Here is a 24,413-nt window from a genome sequence, read left to right as displayed (position 1 = left end):
CCCGCGCGCTCGGGGGTCCGTCCGGACGTACCTCAGAAGTCCCCCTCGGCCACCTGGAACACGGTGAGACCGAGATCCCGCCACATCCGCACCACCTGGACGCGGTCGTCGAACACACCGACCACCCGGTAGCGGTGCCGGATCTCCCGGTCGTAGATCTCCCGCTTGACGACCGAGTCCTTCCGGGAGTCGCCGACGGCCCGTAGGTGCAGGCCCAGGTAGGGAACCCGGACGTGGCGGGCCAACCAGGCCTCGGTGGCGGCGCGGGCCGAGGCGTCCCGCCCCGAGCAGAAGACGACCCCGTAGCCGGCGGCGTGCATCGCCCGGACCGCCGCGATCACCGCCGGGTTCGGCTGGTCGTCAGCCACCCGGGTCATGTCGTACGGGCTGCGGGACACGGCCAGCGCGACCGTGCCGTCGATGTCCACCAGGACGATCTCCGGCGGTTCCGTCGACGGCGGGTGCACGGTGGCCGGCCGGCCGGTGCGGGCCTGCGGCACCGGCAACGGCAGCGTCCGCCCGGCCAGGTACCGCTCGTGCAGCCGGCGGATGGCGTCCGCGCCGACCCGCTCGGCGGCCGGCCGGGCGGCGTCCCGGCGCAGGCACTCGTCCAGCGGCACGTCGGTGAAGTCGTGCACCTCGAAGTCCGCGCCGTGCCGGGCGGCCAGGTCGGCCCAGCCCCGCAGCGTCCGTGCCCGCAGGTTGGTGTCGTCCACGCAGACGTCCGCCCGGGCCCGCAGCAACGCCTCGACCTGCGCGCGTTGCGCGGTGGTCACCTGCGCCTCGGCCCACTGGGTGAAGAGCCGTTCCCCGTGCAGCATCCGGCGCAGGTCGTCCCGGTTGACCCGGGCGACGGACGGCTGGAGGGTCCGGGCGAACGTCGTCTTGCCCGAGGCGGGCAGCCCTCGGGTGGCGATCAGGCGGGTCATCGACGCACCTCCGGCTTCACGGACGTACCCCGGACGGGGCACCTGGCGGGCGGGCCGCCCGCCGGGGGAGTGCCCCGCCGGTGGGCGGGAATGCGGACGGGTGGACCCGTGTTGACGATCCCGGACGAGGTGTGCGGCCCGCTTACCGGGTCGGCTCCGGCCCATGGCACACTGGTCAATCGGCCACCGGTTCCGGTTCACGCCCGAGCCCGTCGCGTACGGCGCGACGAGCGGTGACGGCGACCCGGCGACCACCAACGAGAGGACCGAGGCGAGATGAAGGCAAACATCCACCCGGAGTACGTGACCACCGAGGTCAGCTGCTCCTGTGGCAACACGTTCACGACCCGCAGCACCGCCAAGGGCGGGGCGATCCACGTCGAGACCTGCAGCGCCTGCCACCCGTTCTACACCGGTAAGCAGCGCGTTCTCGACACCGCCGGCCGGGTCGCGAAGTTCCAGCAGAAGTACGCCAAGGTTCAGGCCAAGAAGGCCAAGTAACTCCCTGTTCGGCGCCCGCGTCCGGTTTCGTGCCGGAGGCGGGCGCCGTCCGCGTTTATCCCAGTTCCGCACGGCCCCGGGCCCCCGGTCCGGCCCCGGGCCGTCGCGCACCGTCGAAGGAGCATCCGCAGCATGAGCAGCGAGCGTCTGGCCGGCCTTCTCGACGAGTACGCGGAGCTGGAGAAGCGGCTGGCCGACCCGGCGATCCACGCCGACCAGGCCACCGCCCGCCGGGTCGGCCGTCGGTACGCGGAGCTGGTCCCGTTGCACAAGGCGGCCGGCGAGCTGGAGCAGGCCCGCGCCGATCTGGCCGCGGCGCGCGAACTGGCCGCCGAGGACCCGTCCTTCGCCGCCGAGGCGGAGTCCATCGCCGAGTCCCTGCCGGTGCTGGAGGAGCGCCTCGCCGAACTGCTGATCCCGCGCGACCCGCACGACGCCAAGGACGTGATCGTCGAGATCAAGGCCGGTGAGGGTGGTGAGGAGTCGGCGTTGTTCGCCGGCGACCTGCTGCGGATGTACACCCGGTACGCCGAGCGGCACGGCTGGGTCACCGAGGTGATCGACGCGCAGGACTCCGACCTCGGCGGGGTCAAGGACGTCTCTCTTTCGATCAAGACCAAGGGCGTTCCGGACGGCGGCAACGGCGTCTGGTCGCGGCTCAAGTGGGAGGGCGGCGTGCACCGGGTCCAGCGCGTCCCGGTCACCGAGTCCCAGGGCCGCATCCACACCAGCGCCGCCGGGGTGCTGGTGCTGCCGGAGGCCGAGGACGTCGACGTCACGATCGACCAGAACGACCTCCGCATCGACGTGTTCCGCTCGTCCGGCCCGGGAGGCCAGTCGGTGAACACCACCGACTCGGCGGTACGGATCACGCACGTGCCGACCGGCATCGTCGTCTCCTGCCAGAACGAGAAGTCCCAGTTGCAGAACCGGGAGCAGGCGATGCGGATCCTGCGGGCGCGGCTGCTCGCCGCCGCGCAGGAGCAGGCCGACGCCGCCGCCTCGGACGCCCGCAAGGCGCAGGTGCGCACCGTGGACCGCTCGGAGCGGATCCGGACCTACAACTTCCCGCAGAACCGGATCACCGACCACCGGATCGGCTACACCGCGTACAACCTGGACCTGGCGCTCGGCGGCGAGTTGGACGGGGTGCTGGACGCCCTCAACGAGGCCGACCGCGCCGCCCGGCTGGCCGGCGACACCGAACTGACCCGGCGCTGACCGCGACCCGGCCGGCCCGGCGCTGACCGCGCGGTCGGTCAGCTCGCGCGGGGTCGGGTCTTGGCGCGGAGCATCTCCCTGTCGGCCTGCTCGAAGGCGACGCTGAGCGCGTCGCGCAGCCCGCTGCCGCCGGAGACCTCGGCGAAACCGATGCTCACCCCGACCGGCGTCCCCGGCACCAGGGACTCCCAGTCCTCCAGCCGGACCGCGGCCTCGATCCGGCGGGCCACCTCGGCGGCCTCCGCCATGCCGGTGTCCGGCAGCACCACGACGAACTCGTCACCGCCGTAGCGGGCCACGAAGTCGCCGCGGCGCATCACCCGGTTGATCACCCCGGCGATGCGTTGCAGCACCAGGTCGCCGGAGTGGTGCCCGTGCCGGGTGTTGACCGCCTTGAAGCCGTCCAGGTCGCAGACACCGATCACCACCCGGTCGCCCCGGGTGACCACGGCGGTGATGTACCGCTCCAGCCGGCGGCGGTTGGGCAGCCCGGTGAGCGGGTCGGTCAACGCCTCACCCTCGAAGCGGGCCGCCTCGCGGCGCATCTCCTCGTGGTCGATCCGGGCGGCGATCCCGTCGATGTAGACGTCCCGCAGCCGGTCGTTGCGCTGGGCCGCGAGCCGGAACGCCAGCCGGTCGGCCCGGTGCGCCGCCACGTGGTCCCCGGCACGGGTCAGCGCGATGCTGCGCAGCCGGGCCGGCTCGGCAGCCCCGAGCGTCTCGTTGGACACCTGGACGGTGTCCAGCCGGGTGACCGCCTCGATCGGTCGCCCGTCGGCGACGGCGAGGCAGACCTGCCCGAGTTGGCGCAGGTCGCGGACGCGGGCGCTGTCGCCTCCGTGGGTGAGCAACCGGCTCGGCTCGGCGCCGTCGACCACCACCCGGTCGCCGAGCGCCGCCTGCCGGGCGGCCGCGTAGCCGTACGCGGCGAGGCTGCTCGGGCGTAGCTGCCCGGCCCGCCCGGCGTGCAGGAAACGGGCCAGGTCGGCGGCCACGTCGCGGAGCACCCGCAGGCACCCGTCGCTGTCGCCGTTGTGGTCCAGGGCCACCGCGTTGCGCAGCCGGATGCCCGGCGCGGCGAAGGTCTCCTCCGGGATGCCGGCGGTCATGCCGAGCTGCCGGGCGCGCTCGATGGCGCCGAGGGCGTACCCGTGGAAGCTGAGGTAGCTGTAGGCCATGGCCAGGTCGTGCCAGCCCCAGGCGGTGTCCCGATCCGGGTCGGTCACCGCGCTCAACGCCCGAGCGGCCCGGACGAGATGCATGACACAGCGGTCCAGTGCGCCCTGGTGGTGCGCGGCGAGCGCGGCCAGGGCGTTCAGGTGACCGTGCAGGTAGGGCTCGGCGAGGTCGCGGACCGCCGCCGACGCCTCCTCGATGGCCCTGGTGAACTCCGCCGTGCGACCGAGATTGATCAGCGCGGAGAGACGCTGCACCAGCGCGTCCGCTCGCGCCGTGGGGTCGGTCGTGGTGCGGATCACACGTTCCAACAGGACGTACGCCTCCGCGGAACGACTGGCCTCCTGCAACGCCCGCGCGTGCGTGAGTGCGTCAACCTGGTCATCGACCCGGTCGAGCCAGCCCACCCGCCAACCTCCTGTCGTGCGCGCCGGCGCGCACCCGTTCGTCACGTCGCCCGTGACGCACCATGATTATGTCGTGAGTACTTTGCCGCAACACCCCCCCGAAGGGACAGGCCCCATCCGGCCGTCCGCAGCGGTGGCCCGTGCGGCCCGCGTGCTCGCTTCCGCCGGGGTCGGCTCGGCCCGGGTGGAGGCCGAGCTGCTGGCGGCGTACGTGCTGGGGGTGCCCCGGGGGCGGCTGGCGCTCGCCGACGACCTCGGCCCCGAGCAGCTGGCGGGGCTGGACGAGCTGACCCGGCGGCGCGCCGCGCGGGAGCCGTTGCAGCACCTGACCGGTCGGGCCGGGTTCCGGCACCTGGAGCTGTCGGTCGGTCCGGGTGTCTTCGTGCCCCGGCCCGAGACGGAGCTGCTGGCCGGCTGGGGAGTCGCGCAGGCCCGGAGCCGTTCCGCCCCGGTGGTGGTGGACCTGTGCAGCGGCTCGGGCGCGATCGCGCTCGCGGTGGCCCAGGAGGTGCCGGACGCGCGGGTGCTCGCCGTGGAACGGTCTCCGGCGGCGCTGGCGTGGCTGCGCCGCAACGCCGCCGAACGGGTCGCGGCCGGGGACCGGCCGATCGAGGTGGTGGAGGCCGACGTGACAGCGCCGGACCTGCTGGCGGACCTGGTGGGTCGGGTGGACGTGCTGCTCTGCAACCCGCCGTACGTGCCGGACGACGTGGTGGTCCCGCCGGAGGTGGCGGGGCACGACCCCGCGGAGGCGGTCTTCGGCGGCGCGGACGGCCTGGCGGTGATCCGGCCGGTCGTCGGACGGGCGGCCGTGCTGCTGCGCCCGGATGGCGTCTTCGGGGTCGAGCACGACGACACGCACGGCGCGGCGGTGCCCGGTCTGCTCGCCGCCGACGGCCGGTTCACCGCCGTCACCGACCATCGCGATCTCGCCGGACGACCCCGCTTCGCCACCGCCACCCGACCGGCCGACGACCGCGGTGTCCCGACGGGCGGACGGCCAGCACACTCCGATCGGGGCGGCGTGGCAGACTGACTCCTCGTGATGCTCTACGACTGCCGCTCGCCCGCCGACCGGGACCGCGGCATCGCCGCGGCGATCGAGGCGGTCAAGAACGGCGAGCTGGTCGTCCTGCCGACCGACACGGTGTACGGGATCGGCGCGGACGCCTTCACGCCGTACGCGGTGAAGGCGCTGCTGGACGCCAAGGGCCGGGGGCGGCAGATGCCCCCGCCGGTGCTGATCGGCTCGCGGCACACCCTGGACGGGCTGGTCTTCTCGCTCCCCACCGCCGCCCGCGACCTGGTGGAGGCGTTCTGGCCGGGTGCGCTGACGATCGTGGTCGAGCACTCGCCGAGCCTCCAGTGGGACCTGGGCGACAAGACGGGCACCGTGGCGGTGCGCATGCCGCTGCACCCGGTGGCCCTCGAGGTGCTGCGGGAGACCGGCCCGATGGCGGTCTCGTCGGCCAACAAGACCGGCCAGCCCGCCGCGGTCACCGCCGAGGAGGCTCGCGACCAGCTCAGTTACTCGGTCCGGGCGTACCTGGAGGCCGGCCCCTGCCCGGACCCGGTGCCCAGCACGATCGTGGACCTGACCGGCGAGGTGCCGCAGTTGCTCCGGGCCGGGGCCATCCCCCTGGAGAAACTGCGCGACGTGGTTCCGGATCTCATCGACGACCGGGCGGTCTGAGTGCCCCCGTTCACGGTCCTGCACGTCTGCATGGGCAACATCTGCCGCTCACCGATGGCGGAGCGGCTGCTCGCCCTCGCGGTGCGGGAGCGGCTGACGCGGCGCGCGCAGAACCCGGCCGGGGCCGAGGAGTTGGTGCACAGCCACAGCGCCGGCACCGGCGGCTGGCACGCGGGCGAGGAGATGAACCCGCCGGCGGCCCGGCAGGTCACCAGTCGCGGCGGGGACGTCGAGGGCTTCGCGGCGCGCAAGCTCCGCTCGGACCACATCGACGCCGCCGACCTGATCCTGACCGCCACGTCCGACCAGCAGGAGTACGTGGTGGCGCTCCGCCCGGACGCGGCGGCGCGCACGTTCGTACTCGGGGAGTTCGGCCGACTGCTGGCGGCGGTGGACGCCGCCGCGTTGCCGGCGGACGACGCGACCCCGGCGGCGGTGTACGCCCGGGGCGTGGCCCTGGTGGAGGCGGCCCACGACGCGCGGTTGGGCGCGTCCGCGCTGCCCACCGACGATCTGGACGACCCGTGGGGTCGCGGTGACCAGTGCTTCAGCAGGGTCGCCGACGAGATCGAGGAGACGGTCCACCCGCTGGCCGCGGCCCTGCTGCCCTGACCGTGGTGCGAGTTTCCTCCGGGTTTGGGGAAAACCAGGGGCCAAAGGGGCGTTCCGGGTCATTCTGAACGGGTCCTAGCGTGACCGGCTCCTGCGGGGAGAGCTGATGATCCGGGCCCGACTCGACAAACTGCTGACCGTGGTGATCGCCGGAGTGCTGGCCGGCCTGGTGTTGGCCGCCGCCGCGCTACCGGCGGCCCTGGTCTTCGGGATCGGCTTCAGCGCCCTCTCGACGCCCTACTCGGAGCTGCCGAACACGCTCCGGACGCCGCCCACCGCCCAGCGCTCCAACCTCTACGCCAACGACGGCACCACCCTGATCACCTCCTTCTACCAGGAGGACCGGGTGGACGTGCCGCTGCGCGAGGTGGCCCCGGTGATGCGCCAGGCGATCATCGCGGCCGAGGACGCCCGGTTCTACCAGCACAGCGGTGTCGACCTGCGGGGCGTGGTGCGCGCGTTCACCGTCAACAAGCGCGACGGCCGGACCCGGCAGGGCGCCTCGACGCTGACCATGCAGTACGTCCGCAACGTGCTGAGCAACGACCCCCGGCTGACCGAGACGCAGCGCGCCGCGGCCACCGAACTCACCACCGTGCGCAAGCTCCAGGAGATGCGGTACGCCCTCGCGTTGGAGCGGGAACTCGACAAGGACGAGATCCTGACCCGCTATCTCAACATCGCCTACTTCGGGGCCGGGGCGTACGGGATCGCGGCTGCCAGCAAACGCTACTTCTCCCGGTCCCCGGCCGAGTTGACGCTGGCCCAGGCGGCGCTGCTGGCCGGCCTGGTGCGTTCGCCGGACAGCGACGACCCGATCAACGGTGACGCGGACAGCGCGCTGACCCGGCGGGCGTACGTGTTGGAGCGGCTGGCCGAGACCGGGCAGGTGCCGGCGGACACGGCGGCGGCGGCGCGCGCCGAGCCTCTGCGGTTGCAGCCCAGCGAGACCCCGAACGACTGCACCGGGGTGCCCGAGACACACAACGACTGGGGCTTCTTCTGCGACTGGTTCACCCGCTGGTGGAGCGACCAGTCCGCGTTCGGGGCCACCGCCGACGAGCGGCAGCGCGCGTTGCGCCGGGGCGGGTTCTCCATCGTGTCCTCGCTCGACCCGGCGGTGCAGCGGGCCACCACCGAGCAGGTGCTGAGGATCTATCCGGTGACGAGGGCGGACGCGGCGCCGACCGCCGTGGTGCAACCCGGCACCGGGCGGGTGCTGGCGATGTCCGTCAACCGTGTCTACAGCGTGGCGGACAACCCGGTCGGGCAGAAGAACCACCCGAACACCGTCAACCAGCTCGTCGCCGGTGGCGGCGCCATCGACGGGTACCAGGGCGGCTCCACGTTCAAGCTCTTCACCATGCTGGCCGCGCTGGAGTCCGGCCTGCCGCTGTCCACCGACTTCGTCGCGCCCACCCAACTGCTCACCCGCTTCCCGGTCAGCGGTACGGCGAGCTGCGACGGCAGGTGGTGTCCGTCGAACGCCAGCCCGTCGTCGATGGACGGCCCGCGCACCATGTGGACCGCGTTCGGCCGCTCGGTGAACACGTACTTCGCCTGGCTCACCGAGCGGGTCGGCGCCGACCGGGTCGTGGAGATGGCCGAACGGCTCGGCATCGTGCTGCGGGCCGACGCGGACGCCAGGCTGGCCCGCTACGGCGCGAAGGACTGGGGACCGTTCACCCTTGGCGTGGCCGCGACGACGCCGCTGGACCTGGCCACCGCGTACGCCACGGTGGCGGCCGAGGGCACCTGGTGCGCGCCGCTGCCGGTGGTCTCGATCACCGACGCGGCCGGCCGGCCGGTCGACGCCGCCAAGCCGGACTGCCGGCAGGTGCTCGACACGGACGTGGCGCGGGCCGCCGCCGACGCGGCCCGCTGCCCGGTCGGCGACCAGTCGATGTACGGGCGGTGCGACGGGGCCACCGCGCCCGGCCTGCGGGCCGGTCTCGGTCGGCCGGTGGCGGGTAAGACCGGCAGCTCGGAGCGGTACGAGACGGAGACGGTGGTGGCGTTCACGCCGCAGCTCGTGGTGGCCTCCATGGCGGCGAACCCGGACGACCCCCGGGACGCGGTCGGCCAGGCGGTGCAGGCCCAGATGGTGCGCGCGGTCGGCGAGGTCCTCGCCGTCGCCCTCCGCGACCAACCGGTACGCGACTTCGTCCCCCCGAGCGAACGCAGCGCCTTCCAAACCACACCCCCCCGCACCGGAAACTGACCCCCCTCGTCCCCGCGCCCTCTATCCCCGCGATCTTGCAGTTTCTGTCCCGGCAAAAGGTGCATAAGCTGCCTAAACAACAGCACAAAGCGCAAGATCGCGGGTGCGGGTGCGGGTGCGGGTGCGGGTGCGGGTGCGGGGTGCGGGTGCGGGTGCGGGTGCGGGGTGCGGGTGCGGGTGCGGGGTGTGGGGTGTGGGGTGCGGGGTGCGGGGTGCGGGGTGCGGGGTGCGGGGTGCGGGGTGCGGGGTGTGGGGTGTGGGGTGCGGGGTGCGGGTTAGCGGGGTTGTTCGGCGTTGCGGGCGATGTTGCGGGCCATCCCGCCGAAGACCACCGCGTGGAACGGGGCCACCGAGCCCCAGTAGGCGTGGCCGCTGAGCCCGCGTGGCAGGAAGACGGCCCGTTGCTGGTAGCGGCTGCCGCCGTCGTCGGCCGGTAGCACCCGCATCTCCAGCCAGGCTCGGCCGGGCAGCCGCATCTCGGCCCGCAGGCGCAGCAACTCACCCGGGACGATCTCCTCGACCCGCCAGAAGTCCAGCGCCTCACCGACCTGCAGCCGATGCGGGTCGCGCCGGCCCCGCCGCAGCCCGACCCCACCGACCAGCCGGTCCAGCCAGCCGCGGACCGACCAGGCGAGCGGGAACGAGTACCAGCCGTGTTCGCCGCCGACGCCCTCGATGACCCGCCACAGCGCGGCGGGAGTCGCGGCCACCGCCCGCTCCCGCACGTCGGTGTAGACGGTGCCGCCGGACCAGTCCGGGTCGCTGGGCAGTGGCTCGGCGGGCGCGTCCGGGCCGCTGGCGGTGGACCAGCGGGTCTCCACCTGGGCGTCGCGCACCTTGGCCAACGCCAGCGCCACCGCCTCGTCGAAGCCGGTCAGCCCGTCCGGCGGGTCCGGTACGTACCGGGCGATGTCGTGTTCGTGCGCCACCGCCTCGTGGATCAGGCTCTCCACCAGGGGGCGGGCGATCGCGTTCGGCACCGGCGTGATCAGACCGACCCAGTGCGAGGAGAGCGACGGGGTGAGCGGCCGGACCGGCACGATGATCCGCCGGCGCAGCCCGGCCACCCGGGCGTAGCGCTGCATCATGTCCTGGAAGGTCAGCACGTCCGGTCCGGCGATGTCGAAGCCCCGGTTGACCTCGGTCGGCAGCTCGGCGCAGCCGGCCAGGTAGCGCAGCACGTCGCGGACCGCGATCGGTTGGATGCGGTTGCGGACCCAGCGCGGTGTGATCATCGCGGGCAGCCGCTCGGTCAGGTAGCGCAACATCTCGAACGACGCCGAGCCGGAGCCGATGATCACCGCGGCGCGGAGCGCCGCCGTGGGCACCCCGCTGGCCAGCAGGATCCGGCCGACCTCGGCGCGGGAGCGCAGGTGCGGGGAGGGGACCTCGTCGTCGGACGTCGGCTCCGGCCCTCCGAGGTAGACGATCCGGCGGACTCCGGCCGCGCGCGCCGCCGCCGCGAAGTTGGTCGCCGCCGCCCGGTCGGCCGCCTCGAAGTCCGGCCGGCCGAGCGAGTGCACCAGGAAGTACGCGACGTCCACGTCGGCGAACGCGGCGGGCAGCGTGTCCGGCCGGCTCAGGTCCCCCTCGACGATCTCCGCCGCGGCGGCCCAGGGGACGTCCCGCAGCCGTACGGCCTTGCGGGCCAGGCAGCGCACCGTGTGCCCGTCGGCGAGCAGCAGGGGCGTGAGCCGCCCGCCGATGTAGCCGGTGGCTCCGGTGACGAGGCATCGCACGGCTACCAGTGTGCCGCCCCCCAGGGCCTGTCGCACGAGAACTGGCCGCCCTGCGGCGGGCCCGGACGACGCCCGGCGGCGTTGCGGTCAGGTCCGGATACAACACCGGTATCCGGACCTGACCGCGCCTTGCCGGATCGCCGCCCGGACTCCGCCTCGGCTCGGCCGCCCTCGTGCGACAGGCCCTAGACTCGTTCGCTGTGGAGACCGAGACGAGCACCTTCTGGGGGCCGGATTTCGCGCAGCTCAGGGCCACCGATCCGGAGATCGCCGGGGTGGTCCTCGGTGAGCTGGACCGGTTGCGGGGCGGCCTGCAACTGATCGCGAGCGAGAATTTGACCTCGCCGGCGGTGCTGGCAGCGCTCGGCTCGACGCTGACCAACAAGTACGCCGAGGGTTACCCGGGCCGGCGCTACTACGGCGGCTGCGCCGAGGTGGACCGGGCCGAGGAGATCGGTATCGCCCGGGCCAAGGAGCTGTTCGGGGCCGAGCACGCCAACCTCCAGCCGCACTCCGGGGCGAGCGCCAACCTGGCCGCGTACGCCGCGCTGGTGCAGCCGGGCGACACGGTGCTGGCGATGGACCTGCCGCACGGCGGGCACCTCACCCACGGCAGCCGGGTGAACTTCTCCGGCAAGTGGTTCCACCCGGTGGGCTACCCGGTGCGGCCGGACACCGAGCAGATCGACTACGACGAGGTACGCGACCTGGCGCGGGCGCACCGGCCCAAGCTGATCATCTGCGGCGCGACCGCGTACCCCCGGCTGATCGACTTCGCCCGGTTCCGGGAGATCGCCGACGAGGTCGGTGCGTACCTGATGGTGGACGCCGCGCACTTCATCGGCCTGGTCGCCGGCCGGGCGATACCGTCCCCGGTGCCGTACGCCGACGTCGTCTGCGCCACCACGCACAAGGTGCTGCGCGGCCCACGCGGCGGCATGATCCTCTGCCGCGAGTCGCTGGCCCAGCGGATCGACAAGGCGGTCTTCCCGTTCACCCAGGGCGGCCCGCTGATGCACGCCGTCGCGGCCAAGGCGGTCGCGTTGCGCGAGGCCGCCCAGCCCGAGTTCCAGACGTACGCCCGGCAGGTGGTCAGCAACGCGCAGGCGCTCGCGGCCGGGCTGGCCGACGAGGGGATGCGCCCGGTCTCCGGTGGCACCGACACCCACCTCGCCCTCATCGACCTGCGCGAGCTGGGGGTGACCGGCACCGAGGCCGAGCGGCGCTGCGACGCCGCGGCGATCACCCTGAACAAGAACGCCATCCCGTACGACCCGCAGCCGCCGATGGTGGCCTCCGGCATCCGGGTGGGCACGCCGAGCGTCACCACCCAGGGGATGCGGGAGGGGGAGCTGCGGCAGGTGGCCACCCTGATCGCCCGCGCGGTGCGCACCGATCCCGGCGCGCCGGGCGGCGGCGACGAGCTGAACCGGATCGCCGCCGAGGTGGGCGAACTGGTCACGGCGTTTCCGGCGTACCCCCGTGGCTGAGCCCGGGGTGGTCGAGCCCGGCACCGACCGGCGGTGGCGGTTGCGGCACCTGCCGGTGCTGCTGGGCGCGTCGGTGGCGTTGGCGGTGGTCGCCGCCGTGGTTGGTGGGGTGACCGGCGGCGCGAACGCGGCGTTCGGCGCGGCGGCCGGCGTGGGCGTCACGGTGGTCAGCTACACCCTGACGACGGTCGTGCTGGCCTGGGCCGACCAGATCAACCCGCAGTTGCTGCTGCCCCTGGGTCTGGGCCTCTACGCGCTGAAGTTCACCCTGTTGGGGGTGGTGATGGTGGCGGTGGCGTCGACCGGCTGGTCGGGGTTGGTCCCGCTCTGCCTCGGCATCGTCGCCGGGGTGGCAGTGTGGACCGCGGTGCACATCTGGTGGCTGACCACGGTGCACGCGCGGCGGTCGGACAGCTGACCCGACGATCGGCCGTTCGTCCCACGTGTTGGACACGCGGCAATGTGTCGGCCACCGGTCATTTTCCGACGGGCGGAAGGGGAGTAGCGTGCCCACAGACGACGGCGCCCACGAGAAGCCCACACAACGACGGTTGTGCGGGGGGTGAGGCACAGCCTCGTCTTCCCGGCTGATATCGTTCGCCCCGTCATGGCTGGTGACCAAACCCCCCGTCCCGCCGGCGAACCGGACGACATGCCGTCCGGTGCCGGTCAGGGTTGGACCGCGCTCAGCTACCTCGTCGGAGGCATGCTCGTGTGGGGTTTCATCGGCTGGCTGGTTGACCAGTGGCTCGACACCGGCGGCGTGGCCACCGGGATCGGCGTCGTGCTCGGTATGGCCGGGGGGATCATCCTGGTCGTCCGCCGACTCGGCACGCCTACTTAGGAAGGGACGCGGTGTTCGGACAGGCGAACGTTCTGGCGGCGGGCCAGGCGGGATTCCCACCCAGCGTGGAAGACTTCTACCTGCCCAGCATCCTGCCCTGGGGTGCGCACGACTCCTACTGGTTCACCAAGATCACGGCGATGGTCTGGATCGCGGTCGGCGTCCTGATCATCTTCTTCCTGGCGACCTACCGAAACCCGCAGCTGGTGCCGACGAAGAAGCAGTGGTTCGCCGAGTCGATCTACGGCTTCGTGCGCAACAACATCGCCGTCGACATGATCGGCCACGCGGGTGTGCGCTTCGCCCCCTACTTCACGACGCTGTTCTGCTTCGTGCTGCTGACGAACGCGTTCGCGATCATCCCGCTCTTCCAGATCTCGCCGAACTCGCACATCGCCTTCCCGGCGATCCTCGCGATCATCAGCTACGTGCTGTTCAACTACATCGGCATCAAGAAGCACGGCTTCGTCAAGTACTTCAAGAACTCCCTGGTTCCGCCGGCACCGTGGTACATCCTGCCGCTGCTGATCCCGATCGAGCTCTTCTCGACCTTCATCGTCCGGCCGTTCTCGCTCGCGGTTCGTCTCTTCGCGAACATGTTCGCCGGTCACATGCTCCTGCTGGTCTTCACGCTCGGCGGTTTCGCGATGCTGAGCGCCAACGCCTGGCTGGCCCCGGTCTCGGTGCTCTCCTGGGTGATGACCATCGCGCTCACCTTCCTCGAGTTCCTGGTGATCTGCCTGCAGGCATACGTCTTCACCGTCCTCACCGCCAGCTACGTACAGGGCGCGCTCGCCGACGAGCACTGATCCACCGCACCAACCGTTGTCGTCCCGCGTGAGAGTCACGCGTGATAACCAGGAGGAACCACACCAATGGACGCTAGCGTTCTCGCCGAGGTCACCGGTAGCACCGCTGCCATCGGCTACGGCCTCGCCGCCATCGGCCCCGGTATCGGCGTCGGCCTGGTCTTCGCCGCCTACATCCAGTCGACCGCCCGCCAGCCGGAGTCGTCCCGGATGACCCTGCCGTACGTCTGGATCGGCTTCGCCGTCATCGAGGCGCTGGCGCTGCTCGGCATCGCCTTCGGCTTCATCTGGGCCGGCAACGCCGCCTGATCCAGCCCCTTTGACCGGGAGGTCTTCCATGTACTTCCTCGCCGCCGAGGGTGGTGAGACGACCCACAACCCGATCATCCCGCTCTGGCAGGAGATCGTGGTCGGTACGGTCGCCTTCGCCGTGCTCTGCTTCGTGCTGATGAAGTTCGTCTTCCCGCGCATGGAGCAGACGTTCCAGGCTCGGGTCGACGCGATCGAGGGCGGCATCAAGCGCGCCGAGGCCGCCCAGGCCGAGGCGAACCAGCTGCTCGAGCAGTACCGTGCCCAGCTCGCCGAGGCCCGGACCGACGCCGCCAAGATCCGTGACGACGCGCGGGCCGACGCCGAGGGCATCCGGCAGGACATCCTCGCCAAGGCGCGGGAGGAGTCCGACCGGGTCATCCAGGCGGGCAAGGACCAGCTCGCGGCCGAGCGGGCCACCATCGTGCGCGAGCTGCGCGCCGAGGTGGGCGCGATCGCTGTCGACCTGGCCAGCAAGATCGTTGGCGAGTCGCTCGCCGACGAGGCACGGCGTAAGGGCACCGTCGACCGGTTCCTGAGCGGTCTCGAGAGCACGGGGGCCCGCTGATGCAGGCCGCCAGCCGGGAGTCGTACAAGGTCGCGGCCGAGCGCCTCGACGCGTACGTCCGCGGCGCGGAGCCGTCGGCGGTGCTCGCCACCGCCGACGCCATCCTCTCCGTGGCGGCCCTGCTGCGGCGTGAGCCGCGGCTGCGTCGGGCCCTGTCGGAGCCGGCCCGTTCCGGTGACGACCGGGCCGCGCTGCTCGGCGACATGCTGGGTGGGCGGATCGGCGCCGACGCGCTCGACCTGCTCGTCTCGCTCGTCGCCGGCCGCTGGTCGGCACCGTCGGAACTGCTCGACGGCGCCGAGCGGCTGGGCGTGGAGGCGCTGCTGGCCAGCGCCGACAAGGCCGGCGAGTTGGGTGAGGTCGAGGACGAACTGTTCCGCTTCGGTCAGGTCGTGGCCGGTCAGGCGGCGCTGAGCAACGCGCTCGCCGACCCGGTCGCCCCGGTCGAGCAGCGGGCCGCCCTGGCCCGCGAGTTGCTCGCCGACAAGGCCCGCCCGGCCACCGTCCGTCTCGTCGAGGTCGCGCTCGCCGGGTTCGGGGGGCGCTCCTTCACCGGCGCGCTCACCCGGCTGGTGGAGCTCGCCGCCGAGCGACGTGACCAGCAGGTGGCGTACGTGACCGTCGCGGCCCCGTTGAGTGACGAGGACGAGCGCCGACTGGGTGCGAGCCTCGGCGCGATATACGGTCGAGAGGTCTCCGTCAAGCAGACGGTGGACCCCAACGTCCTGGGTGGGGTGAGCGTGCGGGTCGGCTCCGACCTGTACGACGGCACCATCCTGCGCCGCCTCAACGAGACCCGCAACGCGCTCGCGAAGCGCTGAGCGGCTCCGCCGCCCAGCAACGCGGTGGCTTCGCCGCCCCGCGGCTGAGCGGTCCCGCCGCCCAGCATCGGGGTGGCTGGACCGCGCAGCGCCCGGAAGACAGACGCCATTCGGACCGGTCGGTACTAGGTATCCCGGGCCCCTGAATTTTAAGGAAGCAGAGGATGGCCGAGCTGACCATCTCGACGGAGGAGATCCGCGGCGCCCTGGAGCGCTACGTCTCCTCCTACTCGTCCGACGTCTCCCGCGAGGAGGTCGGCACCGTCGCCGACACCGGTGACGGTATCGCCCACGTCGAGGGCCTGCCCTCGACCAAGACCAACGAGCTCCTGGAGTTCGAGGACGGCACGCTCGGCGTGGCGCTGAACCTCGACGTCCGGGAGATCGGCGTCGTCGTCCTCGGTGACTCCGCCAACCTGGAGGAGGGGCAGCGCGTCAAGCGCACCGACCGGGTGCTCTCCGTTCCGGTCGGCGACGCCTTCCTCGGCCGCGTGGTCAACGCGCTCGGCCAGCCGATCGACGGCCTCGGCGACATCGCCGAGGAGGGTTACCGCGAGCTGGAGCTGCAGGCTCCGAACGTGATGGCCCGGCAGTCGGTGTTCGAGCCGCTGCAGACCGGCATCAAGGCCATCGACGCGATGACCCCGATCGGTCGGGGCCAGCGGCAGCTGATCATCGGTGACCGCAAGACCGGCAAGACCACCGTCGCCCTGGACGCGATCCTCAACCAGCGGGACAACTGGCGCACCGGCGACCCGAAGAAGCAGGTCCGCTGCATCTACGTCGCCATCGGCCAGAAGGCCTCCACCATCGCCTCGATCAAGGGGCAGCTGGAGGAGGCGGGCGCGATGGAGTACACGACCATCGTCGCGTCCCCGGCGTCCGACCCGGCTGGCTTCAAGTACCTGGCCCCGTACACCGGCTCGTCCATCGGGCAGCACTGGATGTACGGCGGCAAGCACGTCCTGATCGTCTTCGACGACCTGAGCAAGCAGGCCGAGGCGTACCGGGCCGTGTCGCTGCTGCTGCGTCGCCCGCCAGGCCGTGAGGCGTACCCGGGTGACGTCTTCTACCTGCACTCCCGCCTGCTGGAGCGCTGCGCGAAGCTCTCCGACGAGCTGGGTGGCGGCTCGATGACCGGTCTGCCGATCATCGAGACGAAGGCCAACGACATCTCGGCCTTCATCCCGACCAACGTCATCTCGATCACCGACGGCCAGATCTTCCTGGAGACCGACCTGTTCAACCAGGGCGTCCGTCCGGCGATCAACGTCGGCACCTCGGTCTCCCGGGTGGGTGGCGCCGCGCAGGTGAAGCCGATGAAGAAGGTCTCCGGTTCGCTGCGGCTCAACCTGGCCCAGTACCGGGAGCTGGAGGCGTTCGCCGCCTTCGCCTCCGACCTGGACAAGGCCTCGCAGAACCAGCTCAACCGTGGTGTCCGGCTCGTCGAGTTGCTCAAGCAGCCGAACTACTCGCCGTACCCGGTGCAGGAGGAGGTCGTCTCGGTCTGGGCCGGCACCGAGGGCAAGCTGGACGACGTCCCGGTGGGTGAGGTCCGGCGCTTCGAGGCGGAGTTCCTCCAGTACCTGCGGCACAAGCACGAGGCTGTCCTCGCGTCGATCGCCGACAACCAGTGGAACGACGACATCACCAACGCGCTCGACTCGGCGGTGACCGAGTTCAAGCAGGTCTTCCTCGGCAAGGAGGACGAGCGCACGGTGAACGACGCGCCCGCCGCTCCGCTGGAGGGCGACGAGAACCGCGAGACGGTGACCCGCTTCCGCGACGGCGCGACCGACCGCCCGGCCGAGAGCTGATCTGATGGCGGCCCAGGTTCGCGTTCTTCGTCAACGGATCCGCTCGGCGAAGTCGATGAAGAAGATCACCAAGGCGATGGAGCTCGTGGCGACGAGCCGGATCGCCAAGGCCCAGGCCCGGGTGGAGGCGTCCCTGCCGTACGCCCAGGCCATCACCGGCGTGCTCACGGCGCTGGCGTCCAACGCGCGGATCGACCACCCGCTGCTCACCCCGCGCGAGCGGGTGCGGCGGGCGGGCGTCCTGTTGGTCACCAGCGACCGTGGCCTGGCCGGCGGCTACAGCTCCAACGCGATCAGGATGGCGGAGTCGCTGATCGCGCGGCTCAAGGCGGACGGCAAGGAGCCGGTGCTCTACGTCATCGGGCGTAAGGGCGTCGGGTTCTACCGGTTCCGGAACCGGCCGATCGAGGCGAACTGGACGGGCTTCAGCGAGCAGCCGTCGTTCGAGGACGCCCGCGCGGTGGGTGAGACGCTGATCAAGGCGTTCACCGCCGGCGCGGACGACGTCGACGGTGGTCCCGGCGGGGACGGGGTGCTCGGCGTCGACGAGCTGCACATCGTCTACACCGAGTTCCACTCGCTGATGACGCAGACGCCGGTCACCAAGATCGTCGGGCCGATGCAGGTGGAGGACCGGCCGCGCTCCGAAGGGCTACTGCCGGCGTACGAGTTCGAGCCGGAGGCGGAGGCGCTGCTCGACGCGCTCCTGCCGAGGTACATCAACACGCGGATCTACGCGGCGTTGATCGAGTCGGCGGCGAGTGAGTCGGCGGCGCGGCGGCGGGCGATGAAGAGTGCCACCGACAACGCCGAAGAGATGATCGAAAAGTACACGCGTGAGATGAACTCGGCCCGCCAGGCCGGGATCACCCAGGAGATCAGCGAGATCGTCGGCGGCGCGAACGCGCTGGCCGCGTCGGGAAGTGAAGTGTGATGACTGCCCCAGTAGAGACCAAGACGGCCACGGGTCGCGTGGTCCGGGTCATCGGCCCGGTCGTCGACGCCGAGTTCCCGCGCGACGCCATGCCGGCCCTGTTCAACGCCCTGAACGTCACCGTGAGCCTGTCCGGCGGTGACAAGACGCTGACCCTGGAGGTCGCCCAGCACCTGGGTGACAACCTGGTCCGCGCCATCTCGATGCAGCCAACCGACGGCCTGGTCCGCGGCGCGGAGGTTCGTGACTCCGGCGGGCCGATCTCCGTTCCGGTGGGCGACGCGGTCAAGGGCCACGTGTTCAACGCGATCGGCGAGTGCCTCAACCTCACCGAGGGTGAGACCATCGACGCCGACGACCGGTGGGGCATCCACCGCAAGGCGCCGGCCTTCGCCGACCTGGAGCCGAAGACCGAGATGCTGGAGACCGGCATCAAGGTGATCGACCTGCTCGCCCCGTACGTCAAGGGCGGCAAGATCGGCCTGTTCGGCGGCGCGGGCGTGGGCAAGACGGTGCTCATCCAGGAGATGATCACCCGGGTTGCCCGCAACTTCGGTGGTACCTCGGTCTTCGCCGGCGTGGGTGAGCGCACCCGTGAGGGCAACGACCTCATCGCCGAGATGACCGAGTCCGGCGTCATCGACAAGACCGCGCTGGTCTACGGCCAGATGGACGAGCCGCCGGGCACCCGGCTGCGGGTCGCGCTCTCCGCGCTCACCATGGCGGAGTACTTCCGCGACGTGAAGAAGCAGGAGGTGCTGCTCTTCATCGACAACATCTTCCGCTTCACCCAGGCCGGTTCCGAGGTCTCCACCCTGCTCGGCCGGATGCCGAGCGCCGTGGGTTACCAGCCGACCCTGGCCGACGAGATGGGCGAGCTCCAGGAGCGGATCACCTCCGTCCGGGGCCAGGCCATCACCTCGATGCAGGCGATCTACGTGCCGGCGGACGACTACACCGACCCCGCCCCGGCCACCACGTTCGCCCACCTGGACGCGACCACCAACCTGGAGCGGTCGATCTCCGACAAGGGCATCTACCCGGCGGTGGACCCGCTGGCGTCCTCGTCCCGGATCCTCGCCCCGGAGTTCGTCGGCCAGGAGCACTTCCAGGTCGCCACCGAGGTGAAGCGGATCCTGCAGCGCTACAAGGACCTGCAGGACATCATCGCCATCCTCGGCATCGAGGAGCTCTCCGAGGAAGACAAGATCACCGTGGCCCGGGCCCGGCGGATCGAGCGCTTCCTGTCGCAGAACACCTACGCGGCGGAGCAGTTCACCGGCGTGCCGGGCTCGACGGTTCCGATCAAGGAGACCATCGAGGCGTTCCGCAAGATCAGCGAGGGTGAGTACGATCACTTCCCCGAGCAGGCGTTCTTCATGTGCGGCGGTCTCGAGGACCTGGAGAAGAAGGCTGAGGAGCTGATGAAGGGCTGACCCAGCCCCGTCGAATCCGCAACAAAAAGACTGCCCCGGCAACGCCGGGGCAGTCTTTTGTTCATGTTCGCGTCCTACTATCGTCGCGGTCCGTTACTCGTGGTCGCCGTTGCCCGGCAGTCGAGATACGGTTCGTTCCGCGCGTTCACCCGAACGAGCGTTGATGTTTGCAACCTTTCGACGACGTGCGCCCGTCATTCTCCACGTGGGCGTGACGAACGGAGATGCTCGTGGCTAAGGCCGGCAAGAGTGGCCGCAGGTCGTCCATCTGGCGGGGTGTGCCGCGCTGGGCCAGGATCTGCACGGTGTTCGGGACCGTGCTGACCGTGCTCAGCGGGGCGGTGTTGGTCGGCACCGAGGTCCTGATGGCCCGTTACGAGGGGGCCGTCGGCAAGGCCGACCTCTTCGGTGACCAGGCGGCCGGGGCGCAGGCCAAGAAGAGCGAGATCAAGGGCCCGCTGAACATCCTGCTGGTCGGCATCGACCCGCGTACGCCGACCGCGGCGCCGCTGGCCGACTCGATCATGGTGCTGCACGTGCCGGCCTCGATGGACCGGGCCTACCTGTTCTCCCTGCCACGGGACCTCTACGTGCAGATTCCGCCCTTCAAGAAGGCCGATTTCCCGGGCGAGACCACGAAGATCAACGCTGCCATGTCGTTCGGCAGCAAGGTGCCGGGTAAGAACCCGGACGCGGCGCGCGGCTTCGAGCTGCTGGCGACCACTGTGCAGAAGGTGACAGGCATCAAGCGCTTCGACGCTGGCGCGATCATCAACTTCACCGGCTTCCAGAAGATCGTCGACGCCATGGGTGGCGTGACGATGTACATCGAGCGGGAGGTCAGGTCCGAGCACAAGCAGCCGGACGGCACGGCGCGCCCGGGCAACACGCGCGGCGAGGGCTACGTCGGCCCGCAGGCGGTTTACAAGAAGGGCAACCAGCACCTCAAGGGCTGGCAGGCCCTGGACTACGTCCGGCAGCGCTACCCGAAGAACGGTGTTCCGGATTCCGACTACGGCCGGCAGCGCCACCAGCAGCAGTTCGTCAAGGCAATGGTCGGCCAGGCGTTCAGCGCCGACGTGGTGGCCAACCCGATCAAGCTGGACAAGGTGCTCCGCGCCGCCGGTCAGTCGCTGATCTTCAACGGCCGGGGCAACAGCGTTGTCGACTTCGGTCTCGCGCTCAAGGACATCCGCCCGAACACGATCGAGATGATCAAGCTACCGGGTGGTGGGGTGTTCGACGGCAAGAAGTACCTGGGTGAGCAGTTCCAGCCCGGCGTCGCGGACTTCTTCACCGCGCTGCACAACGAACAACTCGACCCGTTCCTGCTGGAGCACCCGGAGTTCGTGAACAAGTCCAAGTAGGGGCCGCACCCGTGTCGGGCGCGCCCCGGCGTCAGGCTAGAATTTCGGCAATCCGTAGCCGCAGCAAGGAGACAGCGTGGCACAGCAGCTTCATGTCGAGCTCGTCGCCGTCGAGGAGAAGGTCTGGTCCGGTGACGCCGAGATGCTCGTCGCCCGGACGACCGAGGGCGAGCTCGGTGTCCTGCCGGGGCACGCACCGCTGCTCGGTCAGCTCGCCGAGCCTGGCCAGGTGCGCATCAAGCTGGCCGGTGGCGAGCAGGTCGCGTACGACGTGGCCGGCGGCTTCCTCTCGGTGAGCGCGGACGGCGTCACGGTGCTGGCCGAGAGCGCGACCCCGGTCTCCGCGCAGAGTCGCTGAGTCAAACCGGGGATGGAGATCGTCGAGGGAATCGGGATCGGCGTAGTCGTCATCCTCGCCGCGCTTCTGGTCCTCTTCGTCCGGCGAGCTCTGGTCACCCGCAGCGGTGGCATCATCCGGCTCAGCGTCCGGGTCACCACTGTTCTCGACGGCCGCGGCTGGTCGCCCGGCTTCGGTCGCTTCGCCGGCGACGAGCTGCGGTGGTACCGGATGTTCAGCTTCGCGATCCGGCCCAAGCGGGTGCTCTCGCGCAAAGGGCTGGCGGTGGAGCGCCGACGGTTGCCCGAAGGTCAGGAACGGCTCTCCATGCCGGCCGACTGGGTGATCCTCCGCTGTACCAGTCACCACGCACCGGTGGAGATCGCCATGGCGCGGTCCACCGTCACCGGTTTCCTCTCCTGGCTCGAGGCCGCCCCTCCGGGGGCGGTCTCGCCGCGTATGGCCTCCCAGGACTGGCCGGCCGCCTGAGCTGTCGCCCGCCCGCGGGTGGTTGAGTCGCCGCTGGCTTGCCCGGGTCGGCTCTGGCGTGCCCGGGTCGCATCTGGCGTGCCTGGGTCGCATGGTTTGCGCGGGTCACTGTTGGGGTTTCCGGGGCAGCCCGCCCGGCTCCGGGCGGTCAGGCTTGATCCCTCCGCCGGGCGGGCTGCCCCGGAAACCCGTCGGCGTCACCGTTGCGTCGATCCGGCAGGGTGATCCCCCTGGAGCGCGACGTGGCTGGCCGACCCGGGGCGGCGCGATCGGGGCCGGCCGAGCCCGCGCAGGGGTGATCGACTCGTCTTCCGTGAAACGGGGCCTACCCAGACCGGCGGATGCCCCGATTTCATGAAACCCGAGTTGGTCATCCGGGGCCTGCGCTGAGGTTGGGCCTATGTGGGGGCCTGGATGCCCCGGATTCGAGGAAGCCGAGTCGATCGCCTGCGGTCTGGCGATATCGGGCTTACCGAGGGCCTGAATGCGCCGACTTCCAGGAAGCCGAGTCGGTCGCCGAGAGCCGGGCCGGAGGAGGACGCGGCCCCGGCGACGCGTGGCAGCGGTCAGATGGGGAATCCCCGTGTCGACGTGGGGTGTCGCGCCCACTGTCAGCGCTTGCCGCCCGGCACCCATAGCACATCTCCTGCCGGATTTGCCGTTCTTGACAGGATAAAGAGCAGATCGGAGAGCCGGTTGAGATACTTTGCCGGGAGCGTGCTGGTCCGATCCGGATCGTGGCTGACCAGCGACCACGCTGCCCGCTCCGCACGCCGGGCAATGGTCCGCGCCACGTGCAGCAGCGCCGCGCCCGGGGTGCCGCCGGGGAGGATGAAGGAGTCGAGCTTGCTCAGGCGCGCGTTGTACTCGTCGCACCAGCCCTCCAGGCGCTCGACGTACTCCTCGGTCACCCGCAGCGGCGGATACTTCGGCTCCGGCTCGACCGGGGTGGCCAGGTCGGCGCCGACGTCGAACAGGTCGTTCTGCACCGACGCCAGCACGCCGCGCAGCTCCTCGTCGAGCTGGCCCAGCGCGATCGCGACACCGATCGCCGCGTTGCACTCGTCGACGTCCGCGTACGCGGCGATCCGTGGATCGGTCTTCGGTACCTGCTCGTTGTTGCTCAGCCTGGTCATGCCGGCGTCGCCGGCCCTGGTGTAGATGCGCGTGAGGTGGACGGCCATGACGCACAGCCTACGGATTCCCGATCTGACGACCCCGGTGCGGCCGGACAGCGCCGCCGGTTGGCCGGTGGTGGTGGGCCCCGGCGACGCCGGTGATCCGGCGGTCAGCGACGTCGACGTCATCCGGGTGCGCGGTGACGCGCGGCTGGCCGGCACCGTACACGTGGTGGGCGCCAAGAACTCGGCGCTGAAGTTGATGGCGGCCGCGCTGCTGGCGCCGGGCCGCAGCGTGATCACCAACGTGCCACGGATCACGGACATCGCGATCATGGGGGAGGTGCTGCGCAGGCTGGGGTGTGACGTCCAGTTCGACGCGGACGACCCGGTCGACCCGATGGTCGCCGGCGGTGGCGTGGCCCGTTCCCGTTCGGTGACCATCGACGTCCCGGAGCAGCCGGGCGCGGACGCCGACTACGACCTGGTCCGGCGGCTGCGCGCGTCGATCTGCGTGCTCGGCCCGCTGCTGGCCCGCCGGGGGTACGTGCGGGTGGCGCATCCCGGCGGCGACGCGATCGGGTCGCGCGGGCTGGACATGCACATCTCCGGGCTGACCCGGATGGGTGCGGAGATTTCCGGTGAACACGGGTTCGTGATCGCCAGCGCGCCGCACGGGCTGCGGGGCGCGGACATCGTGTTGGACTTCCCCAGCGTCGGCGCGACCGAGAACCTGGTGATGGCGGCGGTGCTGGCCCAGGGCACCACGGTGATCGACAACGCGGCGCGGGAGCCGGAGATCGTCGACATCTGCACGATGCTCAACCAGATGGGCGCGCGGATCGCCGGCGCCGGCACCTCCACACTGCGGATCACCGGGGTTCCCGGGCTGCGCCCGGTGCGGCACGCGACGGTGGGGGACCGGATCGTCGCCGGCACCTGGGCGTTCGGCGCGGCGATGACCAGGGGCGACGTGACGGTGACCGGGCTGGACCCGGCCTTCCTGGAGATCGCGCTGGACAAGGTGGTGGCCGCCGGCGCGCTCGTGGAGACCCGGGGGGACGGCTTCCGCGTCCGGATGGACGAGCGGCCCCGGGCCGTGGACGTGGTCACCCTGCCGTACCCCGGGTTCGCCACCGACCTGCTGCCGATGGCGATCGGGCTGGCCGCGGTCAGCGACGGCGCATCGCTGATCACCGAGAACATCTTCGACGGGCGGTTCATGTTCGCCAACGAGATGATGCGGCTCGGCGCGGACATCAAGACCGACGGGCACCACGCTGTGGTTCGCGGCCGGGAGCGGCTCTCCGGCGCCCCGGTGCGGGCCACCGACATCCGGGCCGGCGCCGGCCTGATCATCGCCGGGCTCTGCGCGGACGGGGTCACCGAGGTCTCCCACGTGCACCACGTCGACCGGGGCTACCCGGACTTCGTGGCCGACCTGCGCGCGCTCGGCGTGGCCGTGGAGCGGGGCACCGCGCCGGAGGAGCCGTCGCTGGAGATCTGACCCCCGGGCCGGCAGCGAGGCCCGCAGCGACTCCGGCGGCACAGCCGCCGCGACTCCGGCGGCACGGC

The 24,413-nt window shown here is 71.3% G+C and carries 24 protein-coding genes; 20 read left to right on the top strand and 4 right to left on the bottom strand.

The genetic code is table 11. The features are described from left to right. Window positions 1–32 precede the first annotated feature (32 nt). Window positions 33–929 (bottom strand): AAA family ATPase, encoded by an 897-nt coding sequence (locus O7634_RS04085; RefSeq protein ID WP_278148831.1) that lies wholly within the window; start codon window positions 927–929, stop codon window positions 33–35. Between the two features lie 276 nt (window positions 930–1,205). On the opposite strand from O7634_RS04085, the gene rpmE reads away from it, so the two are divergent. Beyond that, window positions 1,206–1,430, top strand: a complete 225-nt coding sequence (rpmE, locus tag O7634_RS04080) for a 50S ribosomal protein L31 (RefSeq protein WP_007464546.1) — start codon at window positions 1,206–1,208, stop codon at window positions 1,428–1,430. 132 nt (window positions 1,431–1,562) lie between these two features. After that, complete coding sequence (prfA, locus tag O7634_RS04075; protein ID WP_278148830.1) at window positions 1,563–2,651, top strand: peptide chain release factor 1; 1,089 nt, start codon at window positions 1,563–1,565, stop codon at window positions 2,649–2,651. Window positions 2,652–2,689: 38 nt separating this feature from the next. On the opposite strand, the gene O7634_RS04070 is transcribed toward prfA, so the two are convergent. Continuing rightward, entirely contained in the window at window positions 2,690–4,234 is a 1,545-nt protein-coding gene (locus tag O7634_RS04070; protein WP_278148829.1) for a GGDEF domain-containing protein, read from the bottom strand. 73 nt (window positions 4,235–4,307) lie between these two features. Here O7634_RS04070 and prmC point away from each other — a divergent pair, with 73 nt between their 5' ends. The 4 genes from prmC to O7634_RS04050 all read left to right on the top strand — a co-directional run bounded on the left by prmC (window position 4,308) and on the right by O7634_RS04050 (window position 8,760). Then, window positions 4,308–5,270, top strand: coding sequence for a peptide chain release factor N(5)-glutamine methyltransferase (prmC, locus tag O7634_RS04065; protein WP_278148828.1), 963 nt, complete (start codon window positions 4,308–4,310; stop codon window positions 5,268–5,270). Window positions 5,271–5,279: 9 nt separating this feature from the next. Further along, window positions 5,280–5,927 (top strand): L-threonylcarbamoyladenylate synthase, encoded by a 648-nt coding sequence (locus tag O7634_RS04060; protein WP_278153864.1) that lies wholly within the window; start codon window positions 5,280–5,282, stop codon window positions 5,925–5,927. Then, on the top strand, window positions 5,928–6,539 hold the full coding sequence (locus tag O7634_RS04055) for a phosphotyrosine protein phosphatase (RefSeq protein WP_278148827.1): 612 nt from the start codon (window positions 5,928–5,930) through the stop codon (window positions 6,537–6,539). Between the two features lie 106 nt (window positions 6,540–6,645). Next, the gene (locus O7634_RS04050) at window positions 6,646–8,760 is read left to right on the top strand and encodes a transglycosylase domain-containing protein (RefSeq protein ID WP_278148826.1); all 2,115 of its coding nucleotides are present in this window, start codon (window positions 6,646–6,648) and stop codon (window positions 8,758–8,760) included. 275 nt (window positions 8,761–9,035) lie between these two features. Here the strand turns inward: O7634_RS04050 and O7634_RS04045 are convergent, their stop codons facing one another. Further along, the gene (locus O7634_RS04045; RefSeq protein ID WP_278148825.1) at window positions 9,036–10,499 is read right to left on the bottom strand and encodes an SDR family oxidoreductase; all 1,464 of its coding nucleotides are present in this window, start codon (window positions 10,497–10,499) and stop codon (window positions 9,036–9,038) included. A 200-nt stretch (window positions 10,500–10,699) separates the two neighbouring features. On the opposite strand from O7634_RS04045, the gene glyA reads away from it, so the two are divergent. The 13 genes from glyA to O7634_RS03980 all read left to right on the top strand — a co-directional run bounded on the left by glyA (window position 10,700) and on the right by O7634_RS03980 (window position 21,720). Continuing rightward, complete coding sequence (glyA, locus tag O7634_RS04040; RefSeq protein WP_278148824.1) at window positions 10,700–11,989, top strand: serine hydroxymethyltransferase; 1,290 nt, start codon at window positions 10,700–10,702, stop codon at window positions 11,987–11,989. Beyond that, complete coding sequence (locus tag O7634_RS04035; protein WP_278148823.1) at window positions 11,982–12,407, top strand: hypothetical protein; 426 nt, start codon at window positions 11,982–11,984, stop codon at window positions 12,405–12,407. The genes glyA and O7634_RS04035 overlap by 8 nt, the downstream gene beginning before the upstream one ends. A gap of 189 nt (window positions 12,408–12,596) precedes the next feature. Beyond that, window positions 12,597–12,833, top strand: a complete 237-nt coding sequence (locus tag O7634_RS04030; protein ID WP_278148822.1) for an AtpZ/AtpI family protein — start codon at window positions 12,597–12,599, stop codon at window positions 12,831–12,833. Between the two features lie 11 nt (window positions 12,834–12,844). Next, window positions 12,845–13,642 carry a F0F1 ATP synthase subunit A gene (gene atpB / locus O7634_RS04025; protein ID WP_278148821.1) on the top strand — a complete coding sequence of 266 codons (798 nt, stop codon included), beginning with the start codon at window positions 12,845–12,847 and terminating at the stop codon, window positions 13,640–13,642. 66 nt (window positions 13,643–13,708) lie between these two features. Further along, a complete protein-coding gene (locus O7634_RS04020; RefSeq protein WP_278148820.1) occupies window positions 13,709–13,951 on the top strand; it encodes a F0F1 ATP synthase subunit C in 243 nt (80 codons plus the stop codon). A gap of 28 nt (window positions 13,952–13,979) precedes the next feature. Continuing rightward, window positions 13,980–14,519 carry a F0F1 ATP synthase subunit B gene (locus O7634_RS04015; RefSeq protein WP_278148819.1) on the top strand — a complete coding sequence of 180 codons (540 nt, stop codon included), beginning with the start codon at window positions 13,980–13,982 and terminating at the stop codon, window positions 14,517–14,519. Further along, window positions 14,519–15,340, top strand: a complete 822-nt coding sequence (locus O7634_RS04010) for a F0F1 ATP synthase subunit delta (RefSeq protein ID WP_278148818.1) — start codon at window positions 14,519–14,521, stop codon at window positions 15,338–15,340. Before O7634_RS04015 ends, O7634_RS04010 begins: the two co-directional genes overlap by 1 nt. 164 nt (window positions 15,341–15,504) lie before the next feature. Further along, on the top strand, window positions 15,505–17,157 hold the full coding sequence (gene atpA / locus O7634_RS04005; RefSeq protein WP_278148817.1) for a F0F1 ATP synthase subunit alpha: 1,653 nt from the start codon (window positions 15,505–15,507) through the stop codon (window positions 17,155–17,157). Window positions 17,158–17,161: 4 nt separating this feature from the next. Next, window positions 17,162–18,091, top strand: a complete 930-nt coding sequence (locus O7634_RS04000; RefSeq protein ID WP_278148816.1) for a F0F1 ATP synthase subunit gamma — start codon at window positions 17,162–17,164, stop codon at window positions 18,089–18,091. After that, the gene (gene atpD, locus O7634_RS03995; protein ID WP_278148815.1) at window positions 18,091–19,527 is read left to right on the top strand and encodes a F0F1 ATP synthase subunit beta; all 1,437 of its coding nucleotides are present in this window, start codon (window positions 18,091–18,093) and stop codon (window positions 19,525–19,527) included. Before O7634_RS04000 ends, atpD begins: the two co-directional genes overlap by 1 nt. A 224-nt stretch (window positions 19,528–19,751) precedes the next feature. Then, entirely contained in the window at window positions 19,752–20,894 is a 1,143-nt protein-coding gene (locus O7634_RS03990) for an LCP family protein (protein WP_278148814.1), read from the top strand. 76 nt (window positions 20,895–20,970) lie between these two features. Next, entirely contained in the window at window positions 20,971–21,252 is a 282-nt protein-coding gene (locus O7634_RS03985) for a F0F1 ATP synthase subunit epsilon (RefSeq protein WP_278148813.1), read from the top strand. A 12-nt stretch (window positions 21,253–21,264) separates the two neighbouring features. Continuing rightward, window positions 21,265–21,720, top strand: a complete 456-nt coding sequence (locus O7634_RS03980) for a DUF2550 domain-containing protein (protein WP_278148812.1) — start codon at window positions 21,265–21,267, stop codon at window positions 21,718–21,720. Between the two features lie 611 nt (window positions 21,721–22,331). Here the strand turns inward: O7634_RS03980 and O7634_RS03975 are convergent. Further along, the gene (locus O7634_RS03975; RefSeq protein WP_278148811.1) at window positions 22,332–22,904 is read right to left on the bottom strand and encodes a cob(I)yrinic acid a,c-diamide adenosyltransferase; all 573 of its coding nucleotides are present in this window, start codon (window positions 22,902–22,904) and stop codon (window positions 22,332–22,334) included. Here O7634_RS03975 and murA point away from each other — a divergent pair. Next, window positions 22,903–24,345, top strand: a complete 1,443-nt coding sequence (gene murA, locus O7634_RS03970) for a UDP-N-acetylglucosamine 1-carboxyvinyltransferase (protein ID WP_278148810.1) — start codon at window positions 22,903–22,905, stop codon at window positions 24,343–24,345. The genes O7634_RS03975 and murA overlap by 2 nt on opposite strands. The last annotated feature ends 68 nt before the right edge of the window (window positions 24,346–24,413 follow it).

It is taken from the genome of Micromonospora sp. WMMD1120 (assembly GCF_029626235.1).
Classification (GTDB): Bacteria; Actinomycetota; Actinomycetes; order Mycobacteriales; family Micromonosporaceae; genus Micromonospora.
Note: the sequence above shows the minus strand (reverse complement) of the source record. Positions and strands in the feature narration are given on the sequence as shown.

What these genes read in the sequence shown, in the direction of transcription:
- O7634_RS04085 (WP_278148831.1), bottom strand. Translation starts at nt 929, where the DNA reads ATGACCCGCCTGATCGCCACCCGAGGGCTGCCCGCCTCGGGCAAGACG.
- rpmE (WP_007464546.1), top strand. Translation starts at nt 1,206, where the DNA reads ATGAAGGCAAACATCCACCCGGAGTACGTGACCACCGAGGTCAGCTGC.
- prfA (WP_278148830.1), top strand. Translation starts at nt 1,563, where the DNA reads ATGAGCAGCGAGCGTCTGGCCGGCCTTCTCGACGAGTACGCGGAGCTG.
- O7634_RS04060 (WP_278153864.1), top strand. Translation starts at nt 5,280, where the DNA reads ATGCTCTACGACTGCCGCTCGCCCGCCGACCGGGACCGCGGCATCGCC.
- O7634_RS04050 (WP_278148826.1), top strand. Translation starts at nt 6,646, where the DNA reads ATGATCCGGGCCCGACTCGACAAACTGCTGACCGTGGTGATCGCCGGA.
- O7634_RS04030 (WP_278148822.1), top strand. Translation starts at nt 12,597, where the DNA reads ATGGCTGGTGACCAAACCCCCCGTCCCGCCGGCGAACCGGACGACATG.
- O7634_RS04020 (WP_278148820.1), top strand. Translation starts at nt 13,709, where the DNA reads ATGGACGCTAGCGTTCTCGCCGAGGTCACCGGTAGCACCGCTGCCATC.
- O7634_RS04015 (WP_278148819.1), top strand. Translation starts at nt 13,980, where the DNA reads ATGTACTTCCTCGCCGCCGAGGGTGGTGAGACGACCCACAACCCGATC.
- O7634_RS04010 (WP_278148818.1), top strand. Translation starts at nt 14,519, where the DNA reads ATGCAGGCCGCCAGCCGGGAGTCGTACAAGGTCGCGGCCGAGCGCCTC.
- atpA (WP_278148817.1), top strand. Translation starts at nt 15,505, where the DNA reads ATGGCCGAGCTGACCATCTCGACGGAGGAGATCCGCGGCGCCCTGGAG.
- O7634_RS04000 (WP_278148816.1), top strand. Translation starts at nt 17,162, where the DNA reads ATGGCGGCCCAGGTTCGCGTTCTTCGTCAACGGATCCGCTCGGCGAAG.
- atpD (WP_278148815.1), top strand. Translation starts at nt 18,091, where the DNA reads ATGACTGCCCCAGTAGAGACCAAGACGGCCACGGGTCGCGTGGTCCGG.
- O7634_RS03990 (WP_278148814.1), top strand. Translation starts at nt 19,752, where the DNA reads ATGCTCGTGGCTAAGGCCGGCAAGAGTGGCCGCAGGTCGTCCATCTGG.
- O7634_RS03980 (WP_278148812.1), top strand. Translation starts at nt 21,265, where the DNA reads ATGGAGATCGTCGAGGGAATCGGGATCGGCGTAGTCGTCATCCTCGCC.
- murA (WP_278148810.1), top strand. Translation starts at nt 22,903, where the DNA reads ATGACGCACAGCCTACGGATTCCCGATCTGACGACCCCGGTGCGGCCG.
- O7634_RS03975 (WP_278148811.1), bottom strand. Translation starts at nt 22,904, where the DNA reads ATGGCCGTCCACCTCACGCGCATCTACACCAGGGCCGGCGACGCCGGC.